The organism is Pseudomonas sp. BC42 (assembly GCF_021560055.1).
Taxonomy (GTDB): Bacteria; Pseudomonadota; Gammaproteobacteria; order Pseudomonadales; family Pseudomonadaceae; genus Aquipseudomonas.
This window is the reverse complement of record NZ_CP091067.1, coordinates 2,336,127-2,360,428: the sequence shown is the minus strand read 5'-3', so window position 1 is coordinate 2,360,428 and position 24,302 is coordinate 2,336,127. Positions and strand designations below refer to the sequence as shown.

19 protein-coding genes are annotated in these 24,302 nt (G+C 62.4%); 12 read left to right on the top strand and 7 right to left on the bottom strand.

The annotated features are described in order from the left end of the window. Positions 1–186: 186 nt before the first annotated feature. From L1O02_RS10975 to L1O02_RS10965, 3 genes are all read right to left on the bottom strand, one after another. Positions 187–3,864: a translocation/assembly module TamB domain-containing protein gene (locus L1O02_RS10975; protein WP_108545750.1), complete on the bottom strand. Its 3,678-nt coding sequence runs from the start codon at positions 3,862–3,864 to the stop codon at positions 187–189. Continuing rightward, entirely contained in the window at positions 3,861–5,588 is a 1,728-nt protein-coding gene (locus L1O02_RS10970) for an autotransporter assembly complex family protein (protein ID WP_108545751.1), read from the bottom strand. The genes L1O02_RS10975 and L1O02_RS10970 overlap by 4 nt, the downstream gene beginning before the upstream one ends. A gap of 65 nt (positions 5,589–5,653) precedes the next feature. Continuing rightward, positions 5,654–6,304 carry a GNAT family N-acetyltransferase gene (locus tag L1O02_RS10965; RefSeq protein WP_060840151.1) on the bottom strand — a complete coding sequence of 217 codons (651 nt, stop codon included), beginning with the start codon at positions 6,302–6,304 and terminating at the stop codon, positions 5,654–5,656. Between the two features lie 176 nt (positions 6,305–6,480). On the opposite strand from L1O02_RS10965, the gene xthA reads away from it, so the two are divergent. Next, positions 6,481–7,293 carry an exodeoxyribonuclease III gene (xthA, locus tag L1O02_RS10960; RefSeq protein ID WP_060840152.1) on the top strand — a complete coding sequence of 271 codons (813 nt, stop codon included), beginning with the start codon at positions 6,481–6,483 and terminating at the stop codon, positions 7,291–7,293. 50 nt (positions 7,294–7,343) lie between these two features. Here the strand turns inward: xthA and L1O02_RS10955 are convergent, their stop codons facing one another. Continuing rightward, a complete protein-coding gene (locus tag L1O02_RS10955; protein WP_016965736.1) occupies positions 7,344–7,676 on the bottom strand; it encodes a YegP family protein in 333 nt (110 codons plus the stop codon). Between the two features lie 291 nt (positions 7,677–7,967). Here L1O02_RS10955 and L1O02_RS10950 point away from each other — a divergent pair, with 291 nt between their 5' ends. Beyond that, a complete protein-coding gene (locus L1O02_RS10950) occupies positions 7,968–9,350 on the top strand; it encodes a substrate-binding domain-containing protein (protein ID WP_108545752.1) in 1,383 nt (460 codons plus the stop codon). A gap of 54 nt (positions 9,351–9,404) precedes the next feature. On the opposite strand, the gene L1O02_RS10945 is transcribed toward L1O02_RS10950, so the two are convergent. Continuing rightward, positions 9,405–10,634 carry an acyl-CoA dehydrogenase gene (locus L1O02_RS10945; RefSeq protein WP_060844115.1) on the bottom strand — a complete coding sequence of 410 codons (1,230 nt, stop codon included), beginning with the start codon at positions 10,632–10,634 and terminating at the stop codon, positions 9,405–9,407. Positions 10,635–10,814: 180 nt separating this feature from the next. On the opposite strand from L1O02_RS10945, the gene L1O02_RS10940 reads away from it, so the two are divergent. The 3 genes from L1O02_RS10940 (at position 10,815) to L1O02_RS10930 (ending at position 13,241) form a co-directional block, all read left to right on the top strand. Continuing rightward, positions 10,815–11,750: a LysR family transcriptional regulator gene (locus tag L1O02_RS10940; protein WP_060840155.1), complete on the top strand. Its 936-nt coding sequence runs from the start codon at positions 10,815–10,817 to the stop codon at positions 11,748–11,750. A 124-nt stretch (positions 11,751–11,874) separates the two neighbouring features. Further along, a complete protein-coding gene (locus L1O02_RS10935) occupies positions 11,875–12,279 on the top strand; it encodes a MerR family DNA-binding transcriptional regulator (RefSeq protein WP_060840156.1) in 405 nt (134 codons plus the stop codon). A 62-nt stretch (positions 12,280–12,341) separates the two neighbouring features. Then, the gene (locus L1O02_RS10930; protein WP_060840157.1) at positions 12,342–13,241 is read left to right on the top strand and encodes a hydroxymethylglutaryl-CoA lyase; all 900 of its coding nucleotides are present in this window, start codon (positions 12,342–12,344) and stop codon (positions 13,239–13,241) included. Positions 13,242–13,862: 621 nt separating this feature from the next. Here the strand turns inward: L1O02_RS10930 and L1O02_RS10925 are convergent. Further along, positions 13,863–15,566 carry an AMP-binding protein gene (locus tag L1O02_RS10925; protein WP_060844116.1) on the bottom strand — a complete coding sequence of 568 codons (1,704 nt, stop codon included), beginning with the start codon at positions 15,564–15,566 and terminating at the stop codon, positions 13,863–13,865. A 227-nt stretch (positions 15,567–15,793) separates the two neighbouring features. Here L1O02_RS10925 and L1O02_RS10920 point away from each other — a divergent pair, with 227 nt between their 5' ends. The 4 genes from L1O02_RS10920 to L1O02_RS10905 all read left to right on the top strand — a co-directional run bounded on the left by L1O02_RS10920 (position 15,794) and on the right by L1O02_RS10905 (position 21,447). Continuing rightward, entirely contained in the window at positions 15,794–16,957 is a 1,164-nt protein-coding gene (locus L1O02_RS10920; protein ID WP_060840159.1) for an isovaleryl-CoA dehydrogenase, read from the top strand. A gap of 106 nt (positions 16,958–17,063) precedes the next feature. Beyond that, positions 17,064–18,668, top strand: a complete 1,605-nt coding sequence (locus L1O02_RS10915; protein ID WP_235759850.1) for a carboxyl transferase domain-containing protein — start codon at positions 17,064–17,066, stop codon at positions 18,666–18,668. A gap of 17 nt (positions 18,669–18,685) precedes the next feature. Continuing rightward, complete coding sequence (locus L1O02_RS10910; RefSeq protein ID WP_060844117.1) at positions 18,686–19,504, top strand: gamma-carboxygeranoyl-CoA hydratase; 819 nt, start codon at positions 18,686–18,688, stop codon at positions 19,502–19,504. Continuing rightward, the gene (locus L1O02_RS10905) at positions 19,501–21,447 is read left to right on the top strand and encodes an acetyl/propionyl/methylcrotonyl-CoA carboxylase subunit alpha (protein WP_108545755.1); all 1,947 of its coding nucleotides are present in this window, start codon (positions 19,501–19,503) and stop codon (positions 21,445–21,447) included. The genes L1O02_RS10910 and L1O02_RS10905 overlap by 4 nt, the downstream gene beginning before the upstream one ends. Before the next feature lie 55 nt (positions 21,448–21,502). On the opposite strand, the gene L1O02_RS10900 is transcribed toward L1O02_RS10905, so the two are convergent. Further along, positions 21,503–22,168, bottom strand: coding sequence for a LexA family transcriptional regulator (locus L1O02_RS10900; RefSeq protein WP_060840163.1), 666 nt, complete (start codon positions 22,166–22,168; stop codon positions 21,503–21,505). 133 nt (positions 22,169–22,301) lie between these two features. Between L1O02_RS10900 and L1O02_RS10895 the strand changes: the two genes are divergently transcribed. From L1O02_RS10895 to L1O02_RS10885, 3 genes are all read left to right on the top strand, one after another. Beyond that, entirely contained in the window at positions 22,302–22,649 is a 348-nt protein-coding gene (locus L1O02_RS10895) for a DUF3077 domain-containing protein (protein ID WP_060840164.1), read from the top strand. A 170-nt stretch (positions 22,650–22,819) separates the two neighbouring features. After that, a complete protein-coding gene (locus tag L1O02_RS10890) occupies positions 22,820–23,047 on the top strand; it encodes a hypothetical protein (protein ID WP_158552878.1) in 228 nt (75 codons plus the stop codon). A 92-nt stretch (positions 23,048–23,139) separates the two neighbouring features. Beyond that, the gene (locus L1O02_RS10885) at positions 23,140–24,294 is read left to right on the top strand and encodes a M14-type cytosolic carboxypeptidase (RefSeq protein ID WP_060840165.1); all 1,155 of its coding nucleotides are present in this window, start codon (positions 23,140–23,142) and stop codon (positions 24,292–24,294) included. Positions 24,295–24,302: the final 8 nt, after the last annotated feature.

The following is a 24,302-nucleotide window of genomic DNA, read 5'->3' as shown; positions in this document are numbered from 1 at the left end:
TAGCTGCCTAGGCAGAGAGTGTGTGTCGAGATATTACTGCCTAGGCAGAGAATGTCAACGCAGTAGTTAGCTTGCTCTTTATTTGCTTGATAAACGGCGCAGCACGCCGCCTTGAACGCGGCGCAGGTCCGGAGCGAGGAAAGAAGCCAGGTGAACGGGAGGCGTTGCGCCTCCCGGCGGCAGGACTTAGAAGTCGCGCTTGTAGAAGATGTCCAGGGAGCTGGCAAAGCCGCTGGCCGCTTCCAGGTAGACCTTCTTACTCAGTTTGTAGCGCAGGGCGATGGTGCTGGCCGGCTCGAACACCCCGACGCCATAGCGCAGGCTGAGCTTCTCGGAAATATTGCCGCTGGCCACCACGCTGGTGCTGTTGCCGCTGCCCTGGGTATCGAGCTGGAAGTCCTGAATCCCCAGGTTCTTGGCAATGCTGCCGGTGAGTTCGGAGCTGCCCATCAGCCCCAGCCCCAAGGCGGCCTGGGCCAGCATGTTGTTGTCCTCGCCGGTGGAGCTCAGCGGCCGTCCCAGCACCAGATAGGACAACGCCTGCTCCTGGCTCATGGCCGGTTCGGAGAAGATCTGCGTCGCCGGTTGCTCGGCACTGCCACTGAGGCGGATGCCGGCGATCACGTTGTCGGTCTGGCGCACCGCTTCGATGTCCAGGTACGGCTGGTCGATGGGACCGGCGAACAGCAACCGCGCCCGCCGTACCGTCAGGCGCTGGCCGTAGGCGCGGTAGCGGCCATCGTTGAGCCACAGCTCGCCGCGGGTGTCCATGTTGTCGCCGATATGCACGTGGCCCTGCAGGTTGGCGGTCAGACCGAAGCCGGCAAAACTGAGTTTGTCCTGCCCCACCTCAACATCGATGTTCATCGCCATGGCCATGGGCTTTTGCCCCTCTTCGGTCTGCTGACCGACGATGACCGTGTCGTCGGACACCTTGACCGTGGACGGCGGCAGTTCACGCACGGTGATCTGGCCCCTGGGAATCAACACCTTGCCATCGATCGCCAGCTTGTCGTCGCGCAGCGAGATCTTCAGATCCGGCGCCACTTCCAGCGCCGCATAGGGCTCGACCGTCACCGGCAGCTGCGTGCCCTTGAGATTCAGGTCCACCATCAGCGCCCGGCCCCAGGCCAGGTTGCCAGTGAGGCTGCCCTGCCCGGACTTGCCGCTTTTCCAGCCGCCATCCAGGCGCACGCTCTCGCCCATGATCTGTGCGGTCAATTGCAGGTCTTCGAGGCTGGTGGGCAGCTCCGAGCCGGACACCAGTCCGTCACTGAGCTGCAGGTTGCCATTGACCTGAGGCGCCAACAGCCCGCCCGACAGGCGACCACTGCCATTCAGGTTGCCGCCAAGCTTCTCCACCATGGGCACGAAGGGCCGCGCCACCGACAGGTCCAGGCCCGTGAGACGAAACTCCCCGGACAGGGGTTTGTTCCTCGCCAGCGGATTGATCTGCGCCTGCACCATCAATTGCCCCAGCTTGCCGCCCTCGAACTGCAACTGGGTATCGATGCGCCGCGGGTTGAGGCGGGTATCGAGCTTCAGCGCCTGATAGGGGAAGTCCAGCCACTGATCCTTGTCCTTGACCCGCAAGGTGCCACCACTGGCGTCCAGGACGACCTGCCCCTTGGGCCCGCTGGCCGGCAGATCCAGCTGCACCTCGGCATTGAGCAGGCCTTTCCAGGCGAAATCCTTGGGCAGCCATTGGGCCAGGCTGTCGATGGGGAAGCGCTTGAGGTGATAACGCAGCTTCGGATCAGGCATCAAGCGCTGGTCTTCACCGCACAGGCTGGCATCGCCACTGACCCAGCAGTGGGCACCGAAGTTGAGAGTGCCGCTGGCCAGCCGCTCGAGTTTGGCCGGGCCTTGCAGCTTCCAGTCCTGGCCGCCGGTCCGCACCTCGCCATTGGCCAGGCGCCCACGCCAGTTGCTCTGGTCCAGGGTGCCGTCCAGTCCCAGGGCCAGCTTCAGCAAGGGGCCTTGCAGGTCCAGTTGCAGGGCCTGTTGCTTGATATCGCCCTGGCCGGCCAGGGTCAGGGTGCCAAGCTGAGTGTCCCCCGCCTGAATCCCACTGCCCTTGAGCTCCACCCGAGCCTTTTGTGCACCATCGAGCGTGGCATTCAGCTTGAGGTTTTGCAGGCGGTTCTCGGCAAAGGCCAATTGCTGCCCCGCAAGATCCACCTTGCCCTGGGGCGCCTTGAGCGTCCCTGCCAGGTCCACCCGACCAGTGAGCTGCCCGCGCAACTGCGGCCAAAGCTGGCCCAGCCGTGGCAGCTTGATGTCCAGTTGTCCGGCGAGCTTCTGCTGCAGGCTGCCCGTCCCCTTGATGCTGTTGTCACCGAGGCGGATGTCCAGCGCACTCAGCTGCCACTGCTCTCCCGCGCCGTCGGCCTTGGCCTGCAACAGCGCCGGCTGCCCTCGCAGGCGGCCCTTGAGGTCAAGGTCGGCAGTGAGCTTGAGCTGTTCATTCTTCATTTCACCCTGACTGCGCAACGGGCCGGCCAGGGTCCCGGGCAACTCCGCCAGCCAATAGGCCGGATTGATCGCCGACAGGTCCAGGGCCGTGTCCCAGGCCACGCCATCGGCAAATTGCAGGTTCAGGTGACCTTCGGCCTTGCCTTGCCCCGCCACCAGCTTGAACTGCGGCAGGTAGATTTTGCTCAGGTCGCCACTGAACGGGCTGCTCAGGCTGAAGGCGCCGGCCGGACCGTCCAGGTCGCCCTTGAAGTTGCCCAGGTAATGACCGTCGCGATAAGCCACCTCGGCGTCGAAGCTGCGGACCCGCACGGCCGGCTCATCGATCAGCGGATACAGGCGGTGCCAGGGGAAATCCAGCCAGGCGAGCTTGGCCTCGGCGGAAAAACCTTCGCTCCAGTCCAGTTGCCCGCTGAGCTTGAGGTGCTGCTTGTCGCTGGCATTCAGGTCCAGAGCGGCAATCTGCGCCCCCTTGGCGTCGACCTTGCCCGAAAGCACCAGGGCCACCGGCCCCTGCTCCGCTGGCAGGCTGGCCTTGCCAGCAAGCTGGTAGCCGCTTTTCAGGTCGCCGTTGCCGGTCAGTTCCAGCTGATCCAGCTGCAGGGTGTCCGGCAGATCGGCGCTGGCCTTGAAACCATCGGCAGTGATCCGCACCTCTGCCGGCAGATTCTCCGCCAATGGCTGCAATTGACCGCTCAATTGCCCTTGCAGGTAGCCGCTGCTGTCGGCATGCAGCTTCAGGGTCTTGAGCAGGTCGCCTTCCACCTTCAGCGCCAGGGACCAGGGGCCGCCACCGGGAGCCGGCAAAGCGAGGGTACCCTGGGCGGTCAACGGCCAGTCGCCAGCCGGTTGCAACAGCCCGGAAAGGGTCAGGCTCAAGTCATCGCGCTGCAACTGCAGCGAGTCGATCTGCAGGCCTTGCGCGGTCCAGTGCGCCGCCAGTTGCAAGCCCTTGAGCTGTTCACTGCCGTTGAGCAGCAGGCTGCCGATCTGCACCTGGCCCAGTTCGATGGCCAGTGGCAGTTTCAGCTGCGGCAGGCTGATGGGAGCGGAATCTGTTTCTTCTTCGGCACCGGGCGGCAATTGCAGGCTGACCTGCTCGGCCTGCAATTGTTCGATGCACAGGGTGCGGCGCAGCAGGCAGGCCGGAGACCAGGCGAACTTCACCAGGCTGAGCTCGACTCGATTGTCGCCCTGTTGCCAGAGCAGGTGATCGGCGCTCCATTGGCCGCCGAGGCGGCCATCGAAATGCACCAGGGTCAGCCCCGGCACCCGCGCCAGGGCCCAGCGACTGCCGGCCTGGGTCCCCAGCACGGTGGTTACCGCCAGGATGATCAGGATCACCAGCGCAAGGACCGCCAGCAGCGTTATCTTCAAACCACGCTTCAAAGCTCTGGCCCCATGGAAAAGTGCAAACGAATACCGCCGTCATCATTCATCGCGTGGGCCAGGTCGACCCGGATCGGCCCGACCGGCGACACCCAGCGCAAGCCCACGCCCACCCCGGTCTTGAGGTTCGGCAGTTCCAGTTTATTGAAGGAGTTGCCCTGATCGACGAAGGTCGCGATCCGCCATTTCTCGGCAATGGAGTATTGGTACTCGACACTGCCGGCCACCATGTAGCGGCCACCGATGCGATCGCCTTCGGCGTTTTCCGGCGACAGGGTCTGGTAGTCGTAACCGCGCACGCTCTGGTCGCCACCGGCAAAGAAGCGCAGGGACGGCGGAATCGACTTGTAGCCGTTGGTGGCGCTGCCCCCGAACTGAACCCGGCCAAGAAACCGGTGATTGTCCCAGGCCGTGGTCAGGCCCTTGAGCAGCACCGTGCCGTACAACAGATTGGTGTCGGAGCCCACGCCTTCCTTGGCCAGCTTGGTGTCGAACTGGATGCGATAGCCGTTGTGCGGATCGATGCGGTTGTCGCTGCGCAGGTAGGAATAGGTCAGACCGGGCATCAGCAGATTACTCAGACCCGAGTCGTCTCCGAGGCGGTATTCCTCGCGTTGATACTTCAGCGACACCACCCGCTGCCAGCCGCTGGGCAACTTGCTGTGCCACTCAGGGCCCACCGTGAGCAACTTGCTCAGGGTGTCGGTGCCGGCGAGCTCTTCGTTCTGGTAACCACCGGCGAAGCGCAACTTGTCGGTCAGCGGCGGATCCAGGGGAATGTCGTACCACAGGCCGACGTTCTGCCGGGGCGCCGAGACTTCCGCCTCCCAGCCGTAACTGTGGCCCTGGGGATTGACCCAGTGTCGAGTCCAGTTGGCCTTGACCCGGGGACCGACGTCGGTGGAGTACCCCAAACCCAGCCCCATGGTCCGCGGCTTGCGCGTCTCCAGCTGAACCGCCACCGGAATCACTTGGTGTTCGGCGGCCGAGGGGGCGGCGTCCACCCGCACGCCTTCGAAATAGCCGCTGGACTGTAGCGCCTGGTTGAGTTCGGCGATCAGCTCCGAGTCATAGGGTGCACCGCTCTTGAAGGGCACCATGCGCCGCAGCAGGTCTTCATCGAACAGCGAATCCCCGGTGAAGCTGACCTTGCCCAGGGCGTAGCGCGGGCCGCTGTCGTACACCAGCTCGATGTCGGCGACGCCGGCCAGCGGGTCCACCAAGAGTTGCTGGCGAGTAAAGCGCCCGCTAAAGAAACCGTAGCGCGAGGCCTGGTTCTGGATCAGGCGCTTGGCGTCTTCATAATGGCCATGATTGAGCACCGCGCCCGGTTTGAGCTGCTCGCTGTCGGGAGTGCGAAAAGACTTGAGGGAAGCCGCCGGGCCTTCGACGCGGATCGTGACATTGCGCAGATGCACCGGCTCGCCGGGATCGATGCGCAGCAGCAGACGGGGCTTGTCGCCACCGCGCACTTCGCTCTGGATATGGGGCTGGTAGTAGCCCAGGGCCTGGGCGGCTTTCTTCGCCTGCTCCTCGGCTCCCCGGCTGAAGCGCAGCAGGGCTTGCTCATCGCGATCACCGACGTCGCCAATGTAACCCTCCACATTGGCCTTCAGCTCATCATTGGCGGGCTTTACCCTGACATCCAATTCGCTCTGCGCCAGCGCCGCACAGCTTGTGAACAACAGCAAAAAGCCGCTGGTAAATCTTCCTGGAAACTTCATAGGCGCGGATGCTATCACGAGCTTGGGAGGGCGATAGAGCGCTCAAACGCACGGAAAGTTCTATATCAGCCTGTTGCACTTTGTAAGAGCTGGGGATTGGGGTGGAAGAACACATGCTCGCGCACCGGTCCCACGGCCACCTCGCCGACTTCGGCGTACCCCTGACGCTTGTAGAACTCCAGATAACGGGGATTGCCGGTGTCCAGCACCACCCCTTGGGAATGCTCGTCCACCGCGCACCAATTGTGCACCGCCGCGAGCAGTTGCTCGCCAAAATGCTGCCCCTGGAACTGCGGATGCACCCCGAGCAACGGCAATACATGGACCGCGTCACTGGGCAGACAGGCCTGCACCGCCTGGTGGTACTCCAGGTAACGCCGGGTGCAGCGAAAACCGGTGCTGAGCACCATGCGCAGGCGCCAGGCCCAGCTTTCGGTGATCCCCAGGCGCCGTTGAGGCGGAGCGATCAAGGCAATGCCGATCAGCCGGTCGTTGACCAGCAGGCCAATGGCCGGCAGATCCTGAAGAAAATGCTGCTTGACCAGCTCGCGCACCGTGGCCCGTACCCGTTGTTCGTAACCGGCGCGCTCGGACTCGAAAATGAACGCGAAAGTCGGTTCATGCCGGTAGGCCTGGTACAGCAACGACCGCGCTTCGCGGGAATAACCGCTGTCGAGCATGTGGATATCGGCAATGGTGTTGGAGGTATCAGGCATGACGGTCACTCTCCCCTGGCCCCGGCTCAAGTGGCCGCGCTCTTGTTATTACGAGCCCTGCACGGCGCTGATCGTTCCCCGCGCCCAAGGACATTAGCAGCGCATCCACGGCGCTGCCACGCTGGTCGACCCGGGCGTTGTCAGCTAGCATCGCTGTTTTGCCAGGACCGCCGACCATGAAGATCGTCTCGTTCAATATCAACGGGCTGCGCGCCCGCCCTCATCAGCTGGCGGCGCTGATCGACAAACACCAGCCGGACGTGATCGGCCTGCAGGAAACCAAGGTCGCCGACGAGCAGTTCCCCCTCGCCGACGTCCAGGCCCTGGGCTACCACGTGCACTACCACGGCCAGAAAGGCCATTACGGCGTCGCCCTGCTCTCGCGCCAGGCGCCGCTGGCCCTGCACAAAGGTTTCGAAGGCGATGACCAAGACGCCCAGCGACGCTTTATCTGGGGCACCTTCGCCGACGCCCACGGCACGCCGGTGACCATCATGAACGGCTACTTTCCCCAGGGCGAAAGCCGTGACCATCCGACCAAGTTCCCGGCCAAGGAGCGCTTCTACAGCGATCTGCAACACCTGCTGGAAAGCCGCTTCAGCAACGAGCAGCCCCTGGTGGTCATGGGCGACGTGAACATTTCCCCGGAAGACTGCGACATCGGCATCGGCGCCGACAACGCCAAGCGCTGGCTCAAGACCGGCAAATGCAGCTTCCTGCCGGAAGAGCGCGAGTGGATGGCTCGCCTGAAGAACTGGGGCCTGGTGGACAGCTTCCGTCACCTCAACCCCGAGGTGAACGACCGCTTCAGCTGGTTCGACTACCGCAGCCGCGGCTTCGAGGACGAACCCAAGCGTGGCCTGCGCATCGACTTGATCATGGCCTCCCAGGGCCTGTTGCCGCGCATCAAGGATGCCGGCGTCGACTATGAACTGCGCGGCATGGAAAAACCTTCGGATCATGCACCGATCTGGCTCGAACTGAGCTGATCGACAGGCATGAAAAAGCCCATCGTCAGATGGGCTTTTCTTGCTACCGCTTACATGTGGACCACTTCAACCCGTTCAGTGGTGCCGGCTGCCGCGATGGCGTTGATGGCGCTCTCGAGAGTGGGCTCCGAGTCGTACAAATGGCTGACCAGGATCACTTCCTTGCCGGCCTTGAGCTTGAAATAAGGTTTGCCGCCCGATGAAATTTTCTTGACGTAACGCTCGGGAGAAGCGCAGTGTGCGCGGAACAGGCCGAGAGCCGCCTCGGCACTGTCCCGGCAGGGGAATCGTTCGCTTTGAAGCATGGTCTGCGCCTCCTTTGTCTTCAGCAAGAATCTGCATGCACCACTGCCATACTGCTTCAGCTCGAACCAGGCACTCATTTGTAACTCCTTTGCTTACCACGAAATAGCAGCACAACACTGCCGAGGCATCCGCGGGGATGAAGCGTTGGCAGTCGCCCCAATCCCCGCCAGACAAAGTTGCCCACTCTACGCATCGATCAGAGGCCGGTCTTTAGGACAAGTCTCAAAAAATCTAGAGAAAACAGCTATTTACGATGTAGGACTTTCGCCATTTGTTGCCGAAAAGTGCCATCGGTCACATGTTTGTCACCTCCCTGACTTAATCTCGCCCGCACTTCCCCTCTTCCTATATAGAAGGCCAGTGCCGCCATGCCCCGCGCTTCCACCGCCAGTGAACGAGATATCTGGTGCCGGACCATCAGCCTGTTTCTGATCGGCTTCGTCTGCTACGCCCTGCCCTGGTCGGTGTTCGCCGCCCTGCCCCTGGCGACCGACAATGCCGCCGTGCTGCGCATCCAGGGCTCCAACACCATCGGTGCCAGACTCGGTCCGGCGCTGGTCAAGGGCTTGCTGGAGCAACAGGGCCTGCGCGACATCCGTATCGAGCCCAGCGGCAAGGACAATGAGCAACGGGTTCTGGGACAAAGCCCCCAGGGCCGGACAGTCAGAGTGGAGGTGGCCGCCCACGGCTCGAGCACCGGCTTCAGTGCTCTGAAAAACGCCCAGGCCGATGTGGCTGCGGCTTCCCGCCCCATCAAGGACAGCGAACTGGTAGACCTGGAAAGCCTGGGCGACCTGAAGAGCCCCGGCGCCGAACAGGTCATCGCCATTGATGGCTTGGCCATCATCCTGCATCCGCACAACCCGCTGAACCAGCTGAGCACCGAGCAACTGGCCCGCCTGTTCAGCGGCGAGATCAAGACCTGGGAAGAGCTGGGGAGCACCGGCGGCGCGGTCCATCTGTATGCCCGGGATGATCAGTCCGGCACCTACGACACCTTCAAAGAGCTGGTCCTCAGCCGTCGTGGCAAGACGTTGAACCCGGCAGCCAAGCGTTTCGAGTCCAGTGAACAGCTGTCCGACGCCGTCAGTCACGACCCGCAAGGCATCGGTTTCATCGGCCTGCCCTATGTGCGCCAGGCCAAGGCGGTGGCGATTGTCGATGGCGAATCCCAGCCCATGCAGCCCCTCAACAGCCTGATTGCAACCGAGGACTACCCGCTGTCGCGGCGTCTGTATCTGTACCTGCCCCCCAACGGCCAGAATCCCTGGGCCACAGCCTTGGTGAATTTTGCCCAGAGCGCCAAGGGCCAGGCCATCGTCGCCGCCAACGGTTTTGTTGCCCAGACCGTACAAGCCATGCGGGTGACGCCCAGCCCACAGATGCCCGAGGCCTACCAGCAACTGAGCCGGGACGCACAACGCCTGAGCGTGAACTTTCGCTTCGAGGAGGGCAGCGCCAATCTGGACAACAAGGCGCGCCAGGACCTGAATCGGGTCCTGGACTACCTGCGCCAGCACGGCAAACTGGACCGCCAAGTGACCCTGGCCGGATTCGGCGATGCCAAGAGCGACCCGGCACGTGCCGCCCTGCTGTCCAGGTTGCGAGCCATGGCGGTACGTCGGGAACTGGTGAAAAGCGGCGTGGTGTTCCGCGAGATCCGCGGTTTTGGCGCCGAGCTGCCGGTGGCGGCCAACAACGCCGACGAGGGCCGGATCAAGAACCGGCGAGTGGAAGTCTGGGTCTACTGAGCCCACAACCGCCGACCGGCCGGACGCTTGCCCGACCGGCCGGCAGCGATCTCATCAATGCCCGCTGCGCAGCAGCTCCCTGGGCACGTACTTGCCGATTTCGTACTTGCCGATGGCCGCACGGTGCACTTCATCCGGGCCGTCCGCCAGGCGCAAGGTGCGTTGCATGGCGTACATGTAGGCCAGGGGGAAGTCATTGGACACGCCCGCCCCGCCGTGAATCTGGATCGCCCGGTCAATCACCCGCAGCGCTACGTTTGGCGCCACGACCTTGATCTGGGCAATCTCGCTCTTGGCCACCTTGTTACCCACGGTGTCCATCATGTACGCGGCCTTCAGGGTCAACAGCCGAGCCATGTCGATCTCCATTCGCGAGTCGGCGATCTTGTCGATGTTGCCCCCCAGGCGAGCCAGGGGCTTGCCGAACGCGGTGCGATTCACCGCACGCTTGCACATCAGCTCCAGCGCACGCTCGGCCATGCCGATCGAGCGCATGCAGTGATGAATGCGCCCCGGACCAAGACGCCCCTGGGCAATCTCGAAACCGCGACCTTCGCCCAGCAGCACGTTCTCGTAGGGCACCCGAACGTTGTCGAACAGCACCTCGGCGTGGCCGTGAGGCGCATCGTCGTAGCCGAACACCGGCAGCGGACGGACGATCTTCACCCCGGGGGTATCCACCGGCACCAGGATCATCGAGTGCTGCTGGTGGCGTGGCGCATCGGGGTTGCTCAGGCCCATGAAGATCAGGATCTTGCACCGCGGATCACAGGCGCCGGAGGTCCACCACTTCTTGCCGTTGATCAGCCACTGGTCGCCGTCGCGCACCGCGCGGGCGGCCATGTTGGTGGCGTCGGACGAAGCCACGTCCGGCTCGGTCATGGCGAACGCGGAGCGGATCTCGCCGCGCAGCAGAGGCTCCAGCCAGCGCTGCTTCTGCTCTTCATTGGCATAGCGCACCAGCACTTCCATGTTGCCGGTATCCGGCGCCGAGCAGTTGAACGGCTCGGGGCCCAGCAGCGAACGGCCCATGATCTCCGCCAGTGGCGCGTACTCAAGGTTGGTCAGACCGGCACCCAGTTCCGACTCAGGCAGAAACAAATTCCACAGACCTTCAGCCTTGGCCTTGAGTTTGAGCTCTTCCATGATGGCGGTCGGCTGCCAGCGATCGCCTTCGGCAACCTGACGCTCGAAGACCGCTTCAGCCGGATAAACATAGGCATCCATGAACGCGGTGACGCGCTCACGCAGCTCCTGAACCTTGGGGGAATAGGCGAATTCCATGGGCAGTTCTACCTTTTTGAAGAACGGGTGTTGGGGGACTGAAATCGATGCTAGATCAGCTACGAAAATTTACCTAGCCTATTCTCGGCGTGTATTAACATTCATCACCGATATATGATCGGCTGATCCGAAAGGCTTCCGAGCCTCCCTCACAGGCCCTAACAATAAGAGTGCAGCGCCATGAATCTGAGCAAGGTCGACCTCAACCTCTTCATCGTTTTCGACGCGATCTACACCGAAGCCAACCTGACCCGCGCCGGGCAGATCGTCGGCATCACCCAGCCGGCGGTGTCCAACGCCCTGGCGCGTCTGCGCGAGACCTTCAACGATCCGCTGTTCGTCAGGACCGCCCAGGGCATGGTGCCCACCCCCATGGCACAGAACATCATCGGTCCGGTGCGCAATGCCTTGTCGCTGCTGCGGGTTTCAGTCCAGGAAAGTCGGATCTTCAACCCTCTGCAAGCGGTCAAGACCTATCGCATCAGCATGACCGACCTGACCGAGGCGGTGATCCTGCCGCCGCTGTTCCAGCGCCTGCGCCGCCTGGCACCGGCGGTGATCATCGAAAGTTTTCTGTCCAAGCGCCGGGAAACCACCAAGGAACTGGCGGCCGGGCGCCTGGACTTTGCCGTGGACGCCCCCCTCAACACCGACCCGCAAGTGCGCCATGTCAAGCTCATGGAAGACCGTTATGTGTGCGCCATGCGCAAGGGCCACCCCCTGGCCGGCAAGGAAAAATTCACCCTGGACGATTACCTGTCCCTGACCCACATCCATATCTCCAGCCGTCGCAGCGGCCTGGGCCATGTCGACCTGGCCCTGGGCAAGATGGGCATCCAGCGCAAGATCGCCCTGCGCTCCCAGCACTACCTGATGGCCTCCCAAGTGCTGCAACAGACCGATATGGTGATGACCGTGCCGGAGCGCTTTGCCCGGCGTCATGACCTGCAGGCATTCAATCTGCCGGTCCATGACGTACCGCCCGTGGAAACCCACTTGTATTGGCACGAAAGCACCGACCAGGACCCGGCCAACCGCTGGATGCGCGAGCAGATGATCGAGTTGTGCCAGCAGGTGACCGCCTACGAGAAGAAGCTCGACCAGCAGACCGCCTGACCCCTTCGCCGGCAAGCCCTCACGGCAGCAGCCGGCTTGCCGGCGAACGGGATAGACGCGGATTGCTTGACGTATACGTAAACCTGCCTTTAGCTTAGCGCCAAGTCCCACCTTGAGCGCCTCCATGAGCAGCCAGACCTACAGCATTTCCGACCTCGCCCGCGAGCTCGACATCACCACCCGGGCCATCCGCTTCTATGAAGAGCAGGGCCTGTTGGCCCCCGAGCGCCGTGGCCAGGAACGCATCTACTCGCCCCGGGACAAGGTCAGCCTGAAGCTGATCCTGCGGGGCAAGCGCATCGGCTTTTCCCTGGCCGAGTGCCGTGAACTGATCGAACTCTACGACCCCAGCAGCGGCAACCTCAAACAGTTGCACAGCATGCTGGCCAAGATCAGCGAGCGCCGTGAGCAGCTTGAACAGCAGTTGCTCGACATCGAACAGATGAAGCTGGAACTGGACACCGCCGAAGAGCGCTGCACCCAGGCACTGCAACAGACCCTCCAGAACCAGAACAACCCCGTCCAATAATCCCCGGGACACCTGCGCGGCTCGTGCCGGCACCCGCCCTCCTCCATAGAAGGTGAACCTGTATGTCACTCCCCAGCCATGTACGCCTGATCGAAGTCGGTCCCCGCGATGGCCTGCAGAACGAAGCCCGGCCCATCAGCGTTGACGACAAGGTGCAATTGGTCGATGCCCTGACCGCAGCGGGCCTGGGCTATATAGAAGTCGGCAGTTTCGTCTCGCCCAAGTGGGTGCCGCAGATGGCCGGCTCGGCCGAGGTTTTTGCCCGCATCCAGCGCAAGCCGGGGGTGGTCTACGGCGCGCTGGCGCCGAACCTGCGGGGCTTCGAGGACGCTCTGGCGGCCGGGGTCAAGGAAGTCGCGGTGTTCGCCGCCGCGTCGGAGTCGTTCTCCCAGCGCAACATCAATTGCTCCATCAGCGAAAGCCTGGAGCGCTTCGTGCCGATCATGGATGCCGCCAAACAGCACGGGATCAGCGTGCGCGGCTACGTGTCCTGCGTACTGGGCTGTCCCTATGAAGGCGAAGTGGCTGCGGAACAAGTCGCGCTGGTTGCCCGCGAACTGTACGCCATGGGCTGCTACGAGGTGTCCCTGGGTGACACCATCGGCACCGGCACCGCTGGCGCCACCCGCCGCATGTTCGACGTGGTAGGCGCCCAGGTGCCACGGGACAAGCTCGCCGGTCACTTTCATGACACCTATGGCCAGGCCCTGGCCAACGTCTACGCCAGCCTGCTGGAGGGCATCGCGGTGTTCGACAGCTCGATCGCCGGTCTCGGCGGCTGCCCCTATGCCAAGGGCGCCAGCGGTAACGTCGCCACCGAAGACGTCCTCTACCTGCTCAATGGCCTGGGCATTCACACCGGTATCGACATGGACCGCCTGATCGACGCCGGTCGGCAGATCTGCGCGGTACTGGAGCGTCCGAGCGGCTCCCGGGTGGCCAAGGCGCGTAACGCCGGCTGAGTCAGTGTGCGGCCGGGTGTTACCGGTCGCTCTGAACCGTGGCTGGAACGAGTAACACGGAAACAGTTTGTCGATTTTCTTGTGGTACAGGTTGTCCTACAAAATCATCAAACCATTGATTTAAAAGGACTTTAAAAAGTTGGCACGGCTTCTGCTATCTCTATGGCATAACAAGAATAAAAAGCAGCAAACCTAATAAAAATAAGACGTAACGACTCTGACATAACAAAAACAACACGACAGAGACGCAGCTAACAGATTTTTTTGGAGAGGATGTAGTGTGCAGGAGGGCTTGCAAGAGCCACCCGCAACCGGTCAGAGAACAATAAAACTACCCTGAGGTAGCTCCCGAACTGGTTGGATCGCCCTGGCGACACATTAGATCAGCGCTCAAAAAAATACGTTTGCTCTTGATCCCGGATGGGGATCGCCCAAAACAGCAGCAAAGGGCCACGGTTGCCAAAAACAACAACAGACCGCCCCTCAATAATAAAAAAAGAGCACGCAACGACAAATTAAAGGGGAGCTTCGGCTCCCCTTTGTGCTTTGCGCGATTCGACTTGACCTGTCCTTCCTCGCCCCTGAAGCGTGCACCCGTACAGATGCACGCCCCAGCAACGCTCAGACCTTGGCCACCTGCTCGCGCAGCTCCTCGATGCTGATTTCCCGCATGCGGAATTTCTGGATCTTGCCGGTCACCGTCATCGGAAACTCCTCGACGAACTTGAAGTAGCGCGGCGTCTTGAAATGGGCGATGCGCTCCTTGCACCAGGCCTGCAGCTCCACTTCATTGGCGCAATGCCCGGGGTGGAATTTGATCCAGGCGACAATCTCCTCACCGTACCTGGCGCAGGGAATACCGATCACCTGCACATCGGCCACGGCAGGATGGGTGAAGAAGAACTCTTCCAGCTCCCGCGGGTAAATGTTCTCGCCACCGCGAATGATCATGTCCTTGTTGCGCCCGGCGATGCACACATAGCCCTGCTCGTTCATGGTCGCCAGGTCGCCGGTGTGCATCCAGCCGGCCTGATCGATGGACTCACTGGTGCCCTGGGGATTGTTCCAGTAGCCGAGCATCACGCTGTAACCGCGGGTACAGAGCTCGCCGATAGTGCCCCGCGGCACCACATTGCCGGCCTCGTCGATGATCTTGCTCTCCAGATGGGGCTGGGTACGCCCCACCGTGGTGACCCGCAACTCCAGATCGTCGGCAGGACCGGTCTGCAACGACACGGGACTGGTTTCGGTCATGCCATAGGCAATCTGCACTTCGCTCATGTGCATCTCGCTGATGACCCGGCGCATTACCTCGATCGGGCAAGTGGCGCCGGCCATGATCCCGGTGCGCAGGCTCGACAGGTCGAACTCGCCACGCCGGGGCTGATCGAGCAGGGCGATGAACATGGTAGGCACCCCGTACAAACCGGTCGCCCGCTCCTCGGCCACCGCGTTCAGGGTCAGCAATGGGTCGAAGGCGTCGTTGGGGTAGATCATGGTGGTGCCGTGGGTGATACAGCCCAGGTTGCCCATGACCATGCCGAAGCAGTGGTACAGCGGCACCGGGATGACCAGGCGATCCGCCGCTGTCAGGCCCAGGCTCTCCCCCACCATGTAACCGTTGTTGAGGATGTTGTAGTGACTCAGGGTCGCGCCCTTGGGAAAGCCCGTGGTGCCCGAGGTGTACTGGATATTCACCGGCTGGTCGAAATCCAGGCTGTCCTGGCGCGCCTGCAGTTGCTCGGCAGTGGTCCCGGCGGCCAGGTCGGTCAACTGCGACCAGGGCAGAAAGCCGGAGGGCGGCTGCGCGTGCAGGCTGATCACCCCACGCAACTCGGGCAGGCGCTCACAGTGCAATTGGCCGATGGATTGCTCCGCCAGTTCGGGGATCAGGCCCTGGAGCATGCCGTGGTAATCGGAAGTCTTGAACGCCCCGGCACAGATCAGCCACTGGCAGCCGGACTGCTTGAGCACATATTCCAGCTCGGAACTGCGATAGGCCGGGTTGATGTTCACCAGGATCGCGCCGATCTTGGCGCTGGCCAGTTGCGCGATGCACCATTGAGCGCAGTTGGGTGCCCAGATTCCCAGGCGATCCCCCGTGTCCAGCCCCAAGGCCAGCAGCGCCCGGGCATGCAGATCCACGGCCTCGCGCAACTGCTGCCAGGTGTAACGCAACTGCTGATGACGCACCACCAGAGCCTCGCCCTGAGGATAGGCGGCGACAGTGTTGTCGAAAGCCTGGCCGATGGTCAGCGCGAGCAACGGCTTGTCTTGCGTACCACGGGTGTAGCTGCGATCCGGCTGGAAACCCGAGTGTTCCATGACGACCCCTATTGTCTTTATTAGTGGGTGTTCAGGAGCCAGGCGAAAGGTGCAAAAAAGCCTGGCTCCAATCGAAAGCCCTGCTACTCTGGCGCAAGTTGACGTTTACGTAAAGGGCGATTGACAGCCTTCGGTCGCAGGTTTACGTTAACGTAAAGGTGAGAGCCCGACAGCGCCGCTCTCCACGTCCTCCTCTCAATAAAAACAAGTGTGAAGGTGCCCACGCCATGAGTTATCCGACCCTGAACTTCGCCCTCGGTGAAACCATCGACATGCTGCGCCAGCAGGTCCAGGCCTTCGTCAAGGCCGAGCTGGCACCGCGGGCCGCCCAGATCGATGTCGACAACCTGTTTCCCGCCGACATGTGGCGCAAGTTCGGTGACATGGGCCTCTTGGGCATCACCGTGGCGGAAGAGTACGGCGGCGCCGGCCTGGGCTACCTGGCGCATGTGGTGGCCATGGAAGAAATCAGCCGCGGCTCGGCCTCGGTGGCGCTGTCCTACGGTGCCCACTCCAACCTCTGCGTGAACCAGATCAACCGCAACGGCAACCACGAGCAGAAGAGCAAGTACCTGCCCAAGCTGATCAGCGGCGAACACATCGGCGCCCTGGCCATGAGCGAACCCAACGCCGGCTCCGACGTGGTGTCGATGAAGCTGCGGGCCGACAAGCGCGGCGACCGCTTCGTCCTCAACGGCAGCAAGACCTGGATCACCAACGGCCCCGACGCCAACACCTATGTGATCTACGCCAAGACCGACCTGGAGAAAGGTCCCCACGGCATCACCGCCTTCATCGTCGAGCGCGACTGGAAAGGCTTCAGCCGCAGCAACAAGTTCGACAAGCTGGGCATGCGCGGCTCCAACACCTGCGAGCTGTTCTTCGATGACGTGGAAGTACCGGAGGAAAACATCCTCGGCGTGCTCAACGGTGGCGTCAAAGTGCTGATGAGCGGCCTGGACTACGAGCGCGTGGTGCTCTCCGGCGGCCCGACCGGGATCATGCAGGCCTGCATGGACCTGGTGGTGCCCTACATTCACGACCGCAAGCAGTTCGGCCAGAGCATCGGCGAATTCCAGCTGATCCAGGGCAAGATCGCCGACATGTACACCCAGCTCAACGCCAGCCGCGCCTACCTGTACGCGGTGGCCCAGGCCTGCGAACGCGGCGAAACCACCCGCAAGGACGCCGCCGGGGTGATTCTCTACAGCGCCGAACGCGCAACGCAGATGGCCCTGGATGCGATCCAGATCCTCGGCGGCAACGGCTACATCAATGAATTCCCCGCTGGCCGCCTGCTGCGCGACGCCAAGCTCTACGAGATCGGTGCCGGCACCAGCGAGATCCGGCGCATGCTGATCGGTCGCGAACTGTTCAACGAAACCAAGTAAGAGCAGCCGCACGTTGCGAGCGACAAGCGGCAAGCCAAAGCTGCCGTAATACCGACTTACTTTTGCAGCTTGAAGCGTGTCGCTTGAAGCTGCCGTAGGCCCTCCGATGATTCTGAAGTCTCAGCTCAACCCGAAATCCCCCGAGTTCGCGCAGAACGCGGCCAGCATGCAGGCCCAGGTCGACGCCCTGCACACCCTGCTCGCCCAGGTCCAGCAAGGCGGTGGTGCCAAGGCCCAGGAGCGCCACACTTCCCGGGGCAAACTGCTGCCGCGCGAACGTATCAACCGCCTGCTCGATCCTGGCTCGCCCTTCCTTGAACTCAGCCCCCTGGCCGCCTACGAGGTCTATGGCGAAGACGTGCCGGCCGCCGGGCTGATTGCCGGCATCGGCCGGGTGGAAGGCGTCGAGTGCATGATCGTGGCCAACGACGCCACGGTGAAAGGTGGTTCCTACTACCCACTGACGGTGAAAAAGCACCTGCGGGCCCAGACCATCGCCCAGCAAAACCGCCTGCCCTGCATCTACCTGGTGGACTCCGGCGGCGCCAACCTGCCACGCCAGGACGAAGTATTCCCGGATCGCGAGCACTTCGGCCGCATCTTTTTCAACCAGGCCAACATGAGCGCCCAGGGCATCCCGCAGATCGCCGTGGTCATGGGGTCCTGCACCGCCGGTGGCGCCTACGTACCGGCCATGGCAGACGAAGCCATCATGGTTCGTGAACAGGCGACCATCTTCCTTGCCGGCCCGCCCCTGGTGAAAGCCGCCACCGGTGAAGTGGTGAGTGCCGAAGACCTGGGCGGTGCCGACGTGCACTGCAAGGTTTCCGGGGTCGCCGACCACTACGCCGACAGCGACGAACACGCCCTGGCCATGGCACGGCGCAGCGTGGCCAACCTCAACTGGCACAAGCAGGGGCAATTGCAGCAACGCACCCCGATCGCTCCGCTGTATGCGGGCGATGAGCTCTATGGTGTGGTGCCGGCCGATGCCAAGCAGCCATTCGATGTCCGCGAAGTCATTGCCCGGCTGGTGGACGGCTCGCTGTTCGATGAATTCAAGGCCCTGTTCGGCACCACCCTGGTCTGCGGTTTTGCCCATCTGCATGGTTATCCGGTGGCCATTCTCGCCAACAACGGCATCCTGTTCGCCGAAGCCGCGCAAAAAGGCGCGCACTTCATCGAACTGGCCTGCCAGCGCGGCATTCCCCTGCTGTTCCTGCAGAACATCACCGGCTTCATGGTGGGGCAGAAATACGAAGCCGGCGGTATCGCCAAGCACGGCGCCAAGCTGGTGACCGCGGTGGCCTGCGCCAAGGTGCCGAAACTCACCGTGATCATCGGCGGCAGCTTCGGCGCCGGTAACTACGGCATGTGCGGCCGCGCCTATGACCCGCGCTTTTTGTGGATGTGGCCCAATGCGCGAATTGGCGTGATGGGCGCCGAACAGGCGGCCGGGGTGCTGGTTCAGGTCAAGCGCGAGCAGGCCGAACGCAGTGGACAGCCGTTCGACGCCGCCCAGGAAGCCGAGATCAAGCAGCCGATCCTCGATCAGTACGAGCACCAGGGGCACCCCTACTACTCCAGTGCACGACTGTGGGACGACGGCGTCATAGACCCGGCGCAAACCCGTGACGTACTGGCCCTGGCCCTGTCCGCGGCCCTCAACGCCCCCATCGAACAGAGCCGCTTCGGCGTGTTCCGCATGTAATCCTGCGCGAGAAGAACATGAGCGACTTCAATACCCTGGAACTGCTGCGCGACCCCCGTGGCTTCGCCACCCTGTGGCTCAGCCGCGAAACCAAGAACAACGCCTTCAACGCCGAGATGATCCGCGAGCTGATCCTCGCCCTGGACCAGGTCCAGGCCGACCCGAGCCTGCGTTTCCTGTTGCTGCGCGGACGCGGCCGGCACTTCAGCGCCGGCGCCGACCTGGCCTGGATGCAGCAGTCGGCCGAACTCGACTACCAGACCAACCTCGACGACGCCCGGGAACTGGCGGAGCTGATGTACAACCTGGCCAAGCTGAAAATCCCCACCCTGGCGGTGGTGCAAGGCGCAGCCTTCGGCGGAGCCCTGGGCCTGATCAGTTGCTGCGACATGGCGATCGGCACCGACGATGCCCAGTTCTGCCTGTCGGAAGTGCGCATCGGCCTGGCACCGGCGGTCATCAGCCCATTCGTGGTCCAGGCCATCGGTGAACGCGCCGCCCGGCGCTATGCCCTCACCGCCGAGCGTTTCGGCGGCCAGCGCGCGCGGGACATCGGCTTGCTGGCGGAAAGCTACCCGGCTGCCGAGCTGGAGCAGCAGGTCGAGTATTGGATCGACAATCTGCTGCTCAACAGTCCCCAGGCCATGCGCGCCAGCAAGGATCTGTTGCGGGAAGTCGGCAACGGCGCCCTGACCACGGCCCTGCGTCGCTACTGTGAGAACGCCATTGCGCGTATCCGGGTCAGCGCCGAAGGCCAGGAAGGCCTGCGGGCGTTCCTGGAAAAACGCCCGCCCAGCTGGCAGCCCGCGACCACCACCAAGGAGCCCCGCTCATGAGCGCCCCTGTTCTAGACACCCTGCTGGTGGCCAACCGCGGCGAGATCGCCTGCCGCGTGATGCGCACCGCCAAGGCCCTGGGCCTGACCACCGTGGCCGTGCACAGCGCCACCGACCGTGACGCCCGGCACAGCCGCGAGGCGGATATCCGTGTCGATCTGGGCGGCAGCAAGGCCGCCGACAGCTACCTGCAGATCGATAAGCTCATCGCCGCCGCCAAAGCCAGCGGTGCCCAGGCCATTCACCCCGGCTACGGCTTTCTTTCGGAGAACGCCGGTTTTGCCCGAGCCATTGAAGCGGCGGGCCTGATCTTTCTGGGGCCGCCCGCCTCGGCCATCGACGCCATGGGCAGCAAATCGGCGGCCAAGGCACTGATGGAAACCGCCGGGGTGCCGTTGGTGCCGGGTTATCACGGCGAAGCCCAGGACCTGGAAACCTTCCGCAGCGCCGCCGAGCGCATCGGCTACCCGGTGCTGCTCAAGGCCACCGCAGGCGGCGGCGGCAAGGGCATGAAGGTGGTCGAGGACGTCAGCCAGCTGGCTGAAGCCCTGGCCTCGGCGCAGCGCGAAGCCCAGTCGTCCTTCGGCGACTCGCGGATGCTGGTGGAAAAGTACCTGCTCAAGCCACGACACGTGGAGATCCAGGTATTTGCCGACCAACACGGCAACTGCCTGTACCTCAACGAGCGCGACTGTTCGATCCAGCGTCGCCACCAGAAAGTGGTCGAGGAAGCCCCCGCTCCGGGCCTTGGCCCTGAGCTGCGCAAGGCCATGGGCGAGGCGGCCGTGCGCGCCGCTCAGGCCATCGGCTATGTCGGCGCCGGCACCGTGGAGTTTCTCCTGGACGCCCGCGGCGAATTCTTCTTCATGGAGATGAATACCCGCCTGCAGGTGGAGCATCCGGTCACCGAGGCCATTACCGGGCTGGACCTGGTGGCCTGGCAAATCCGCGTGGCCCGGGGCGAAGCCCTGCCCCTCAGCCAGGAACAGGTGCCGCTGCTGGGGCACGCCATTGAAGTACGCCTTTACGCCGAAGATCCGGGCAACGATTTTCTGCCGGCCACCGGCCGCCTCGACCTGTATCGGGAGTCCGCCGCGGGACCGGGGCGCCGGGTGGACAGTGGAGTCGAGGAAGGCGACAGCGTGTCGCCCTTCTACGATCCGATGCTGGGCAAACTGATCGCCTGGGGCGAGAACCGCGAGCAGGCCCGCCTGCGTCTGTTGAGCATGCTCGACGAGTTCGCCATCGGCGGCCTGAAAACCAACCTGGCGTTCCTGCGGCGCATCATTGCCCATCCGGCATTTGCCCAAGCTCAACTGGATACCGGATTTATCCCACGCTATCAGGAGCAACTCCTGCCAGCGCCAGGCGAATTGACCACGGACTTCTGGCAGGCGGCGGCCCAGGCCTTTGCGCAAAGTCAGCCGCAGCGCACGCGCGCTGACGATCCCCAATCGCCCTGGTCGACGCTCGACGGCTGGCGCAGTGGCCTGCCGGCCCAGACCAGCCTGCACCTGAGCTGCGCCGGCCAGGACCGGGCCATCAGCCTTGGGGCTCATTCCCCCGCCTATCAGTTGCAAAACGAGCGCCTGTGGGTCGAGCAACAGGGACTGCGTCGTGAACATCGCGCCATTCGCCGTGGCGACACCCTGTACCTGCACTGGCACGGCGACATGCACGCCATCACCGCCTACGATCCGATCGCCGCGGCCGATGCCAGTCACAGTCAGCATGGCGGGCTCACAGCACCGATGAACGGCAGCATCGTGCGGGTGCTGGTCGCTGTCGGACAAAGCGTCGAGGCCGGTGCGCAACTGGTGGTACTGGAAGCCATGAAGATGGAGCACAGCATCCGCGCGCCCCAGGCCGGGATCATCAAGGCCCTGTACTGTCAGGAAGGTGAAATGGTCAGCGAAGGCAGTGCCTTGGTGGAGTTGGAGTAACTCAAATCAATAAGAAAGCCCCTTCCTACTTGTAGGAAGGGGCTCTTTAACGAAGTTAAAACTTCGCAGTTGCTTGTACGACTACACCAATAACCCGGCACTCATCGCTGTAGAGCATCTTCGGATAAGTGGGATTGAGTGGTACCAGATAACGCTGACCGCCCTCTTGTACCAACTTGCGGAAGATCGCCTCGTCATTCCCCGGACACTGCACGACCAGCAACTTCCCAGGCTCGGCAGCAACGGCCGGATCCACCAGGATCAGCATGCCCTGGCTGATGCTCAGGCCGCTTGGCGCGATCATCGCGTCACCGACCACCACCAGCCAGAAGGCTGCCCCCTGCGCCTGATAATCGGAAAGCTCATAACGCTCGGGGACATAGGCCGACTGGCCACTTTCCCGGACTTCTCCGACCACCCGCCAGTCACTGACCGGATAACGGAAATACGGGTTGTACTTGTGCTGCAAGGAAGGCTCGTCCACCAAGGGTTCGCCATCATCGCCGAGCATGGGTTTCTCGCGGACCACCAGGGCAACTTCAAGAAAGCCCATGCCGATCTCTTCGAGCACCCGATTCATGTCTTCGATTTTCGGCTGGCGACGCTTGCTCAGCCAATGACCGATACCACCTTGAGACATGCCCAGACGCTCGGCGAGTTTTTCCTGTGTGACCTTGCGGCCTTTCATGTTGGCTTTAACCAACTCGATCCATTTGTCCATGGGCCGAACAATACGTTGTGTATTTCCCGCCTCAACACACAAGTTGTAGTATTTGAAATCTCGTCACAATTACAATACGTATTAAAATCGTTCCTACCCCTCTCTCCTAATCTCAATCAGGGCAGAACACTTCATGAACACAAGCAGCAAGGATGTGCAGGAATTCGATACAGAGGCCACATTGAACGCGCTCAAGGATAGCGATGCGGCACGACGAGCGATGGACTACTACTTGAAACCCGCCATTAGCGGACCAAGCAAGGAGGAAAAGTTTTTCGAGATCAGGCGCAGCCTGAGCAGTGAGGAAGCCATGATCCACGCATCCGATCTATTGCGCTGCGCAGCGGCCACCGCGTATGACGCCGCCAACCATCTGCAAGGCGCCAACCGTGACCTGGCGTTTTCGGTGGTGCACATGATCGACCTGGCCAAGGCCCTGGTGGACAAGTGCCTGGAGTGCCAGCGTTGTGGGTCAAGCTAGGAGGCATGCGCCCTTCCCCACAAGAGGGTGGACAAGAGGGCAAGGCAAAAGGGGAGGATTATTTAACGAGACACGAGGAAAATCATTTGACTTGTAAATGATAATGATTATTATTGCAGGCAACTGATCGCGAGATCGGTCGATAACCCAAAGGACCTTAGGTCGGACCTTTGGATTATCTCCTCATCAGGCTAATCACGGTTTTTGACCCGGCTTTTTGCCGGGTCTTTTTTTTGCCAGTTTTTCTGGCTTGGCTTCAGGCTAATGAAGACGTGGGTGCTGCTAAAAATAATGGCGGCGATGATAGCAAAAGAATGTCCTTTTGCAAGTCAGCACCTGGCGCCATGCTCCGGGTCAAGAAAAAAGTAGCGCTTGAGAATCAATCGCATAGCCACTAAGCTGCTTCGGCGTCAAGGACGACGCCCCCCCTTCTATTACCCTCTCCAGTGTGTAGAGTGACGGTCATAACAATCCTGTACAGGAGCCGAACATGACCGTGGGCAATCACGCTTCGTTTCAAATCACTGCCGATTTCGACAGTGGCAACATCAAGGTGCTGGACATCAGCAATCCACTGCAGGCCCTGCTGGCCATCCGCCCGGATACCCAGAGCCCGCATTTCCAGTGGTTTCACTTCAAGGTCAGCGGCCTGCATGTCGGCCAGGAACACTGGTTCCGCCTGACCAATGCCAGCCAGTCCTCCTACAACAAGGCCTGGACCGGCTACCAGGCTGTCGCCTCCTATGACCATGTGAACTGGTTTCGCGTACCGACGATCTTCGAAGGCGACGCGCTGCGCTTCAATCTGGAAGCCACCCAGACCCACGCCTGGTTCGCCTATTTCGAACCCTACAGCCGCGGGCGCCACGACTGGCTGATCGACCAGGCCTTGAGCAAGGCCGGGGCCCAATTGCTGGCGGTGGGCAAAAGCGTCGAGGGCCGGGATATCCAGCTGCTGCGCAAGGGCAGCGGCGAGCAAGGCCGGCGCAAGCTGTGGATCATCGCCCAGCAGCACCCCGGCGAGCATATGGCCGAGTGGTTCATGGAAGGCGTGATCGAGCGCCTGCAGCATCGGGACGACCCGCAACTCAATGCACTGCTGGCCAAGGCCGACCTGTACCTGGTGCCGAACATGAACCCGGATGGCGCGTTCCATGGCCACCTCCGGACCAACGCCAAGGGCCAGGACCTGAATCGCGCCTGGCAGGACGCCAGTCAGGAGCTCAGCCCCGAAGTGCTGTTCGTCCAGCAGCAGATGGAAAAGTACGGCGTCGACCTGTTCCTCGATGTGCACGGCGATGAAGAGATTCCCTACGTGTTCACCGCCGGCTGCGAAGGCAACCCGGGCTACACACCACGACTGGCGGCACTCGAAGAGCAGTTCCGCAGCCACCTGAAGCACCAGACCCGGGATTTCCAGACCACCCACGGTTACGCCCGGGACAATCCCGGAGCGGCCAACATGACCCTGGCCTGCAACGCCGTCGGGGAAAAATACGACTGCCTGTCATTGACCCTGGAGATGCCCTTCAAGGATCACGACGATGCCCCCAACCCGGTAACCGGCTGGTCGGGCAAGCGCTCCATGCAACTGGGCAAGGATGTACTGAGTACCCTCGCCGATCTGGTAGACAGCCTGCGCTAGGCCATCCC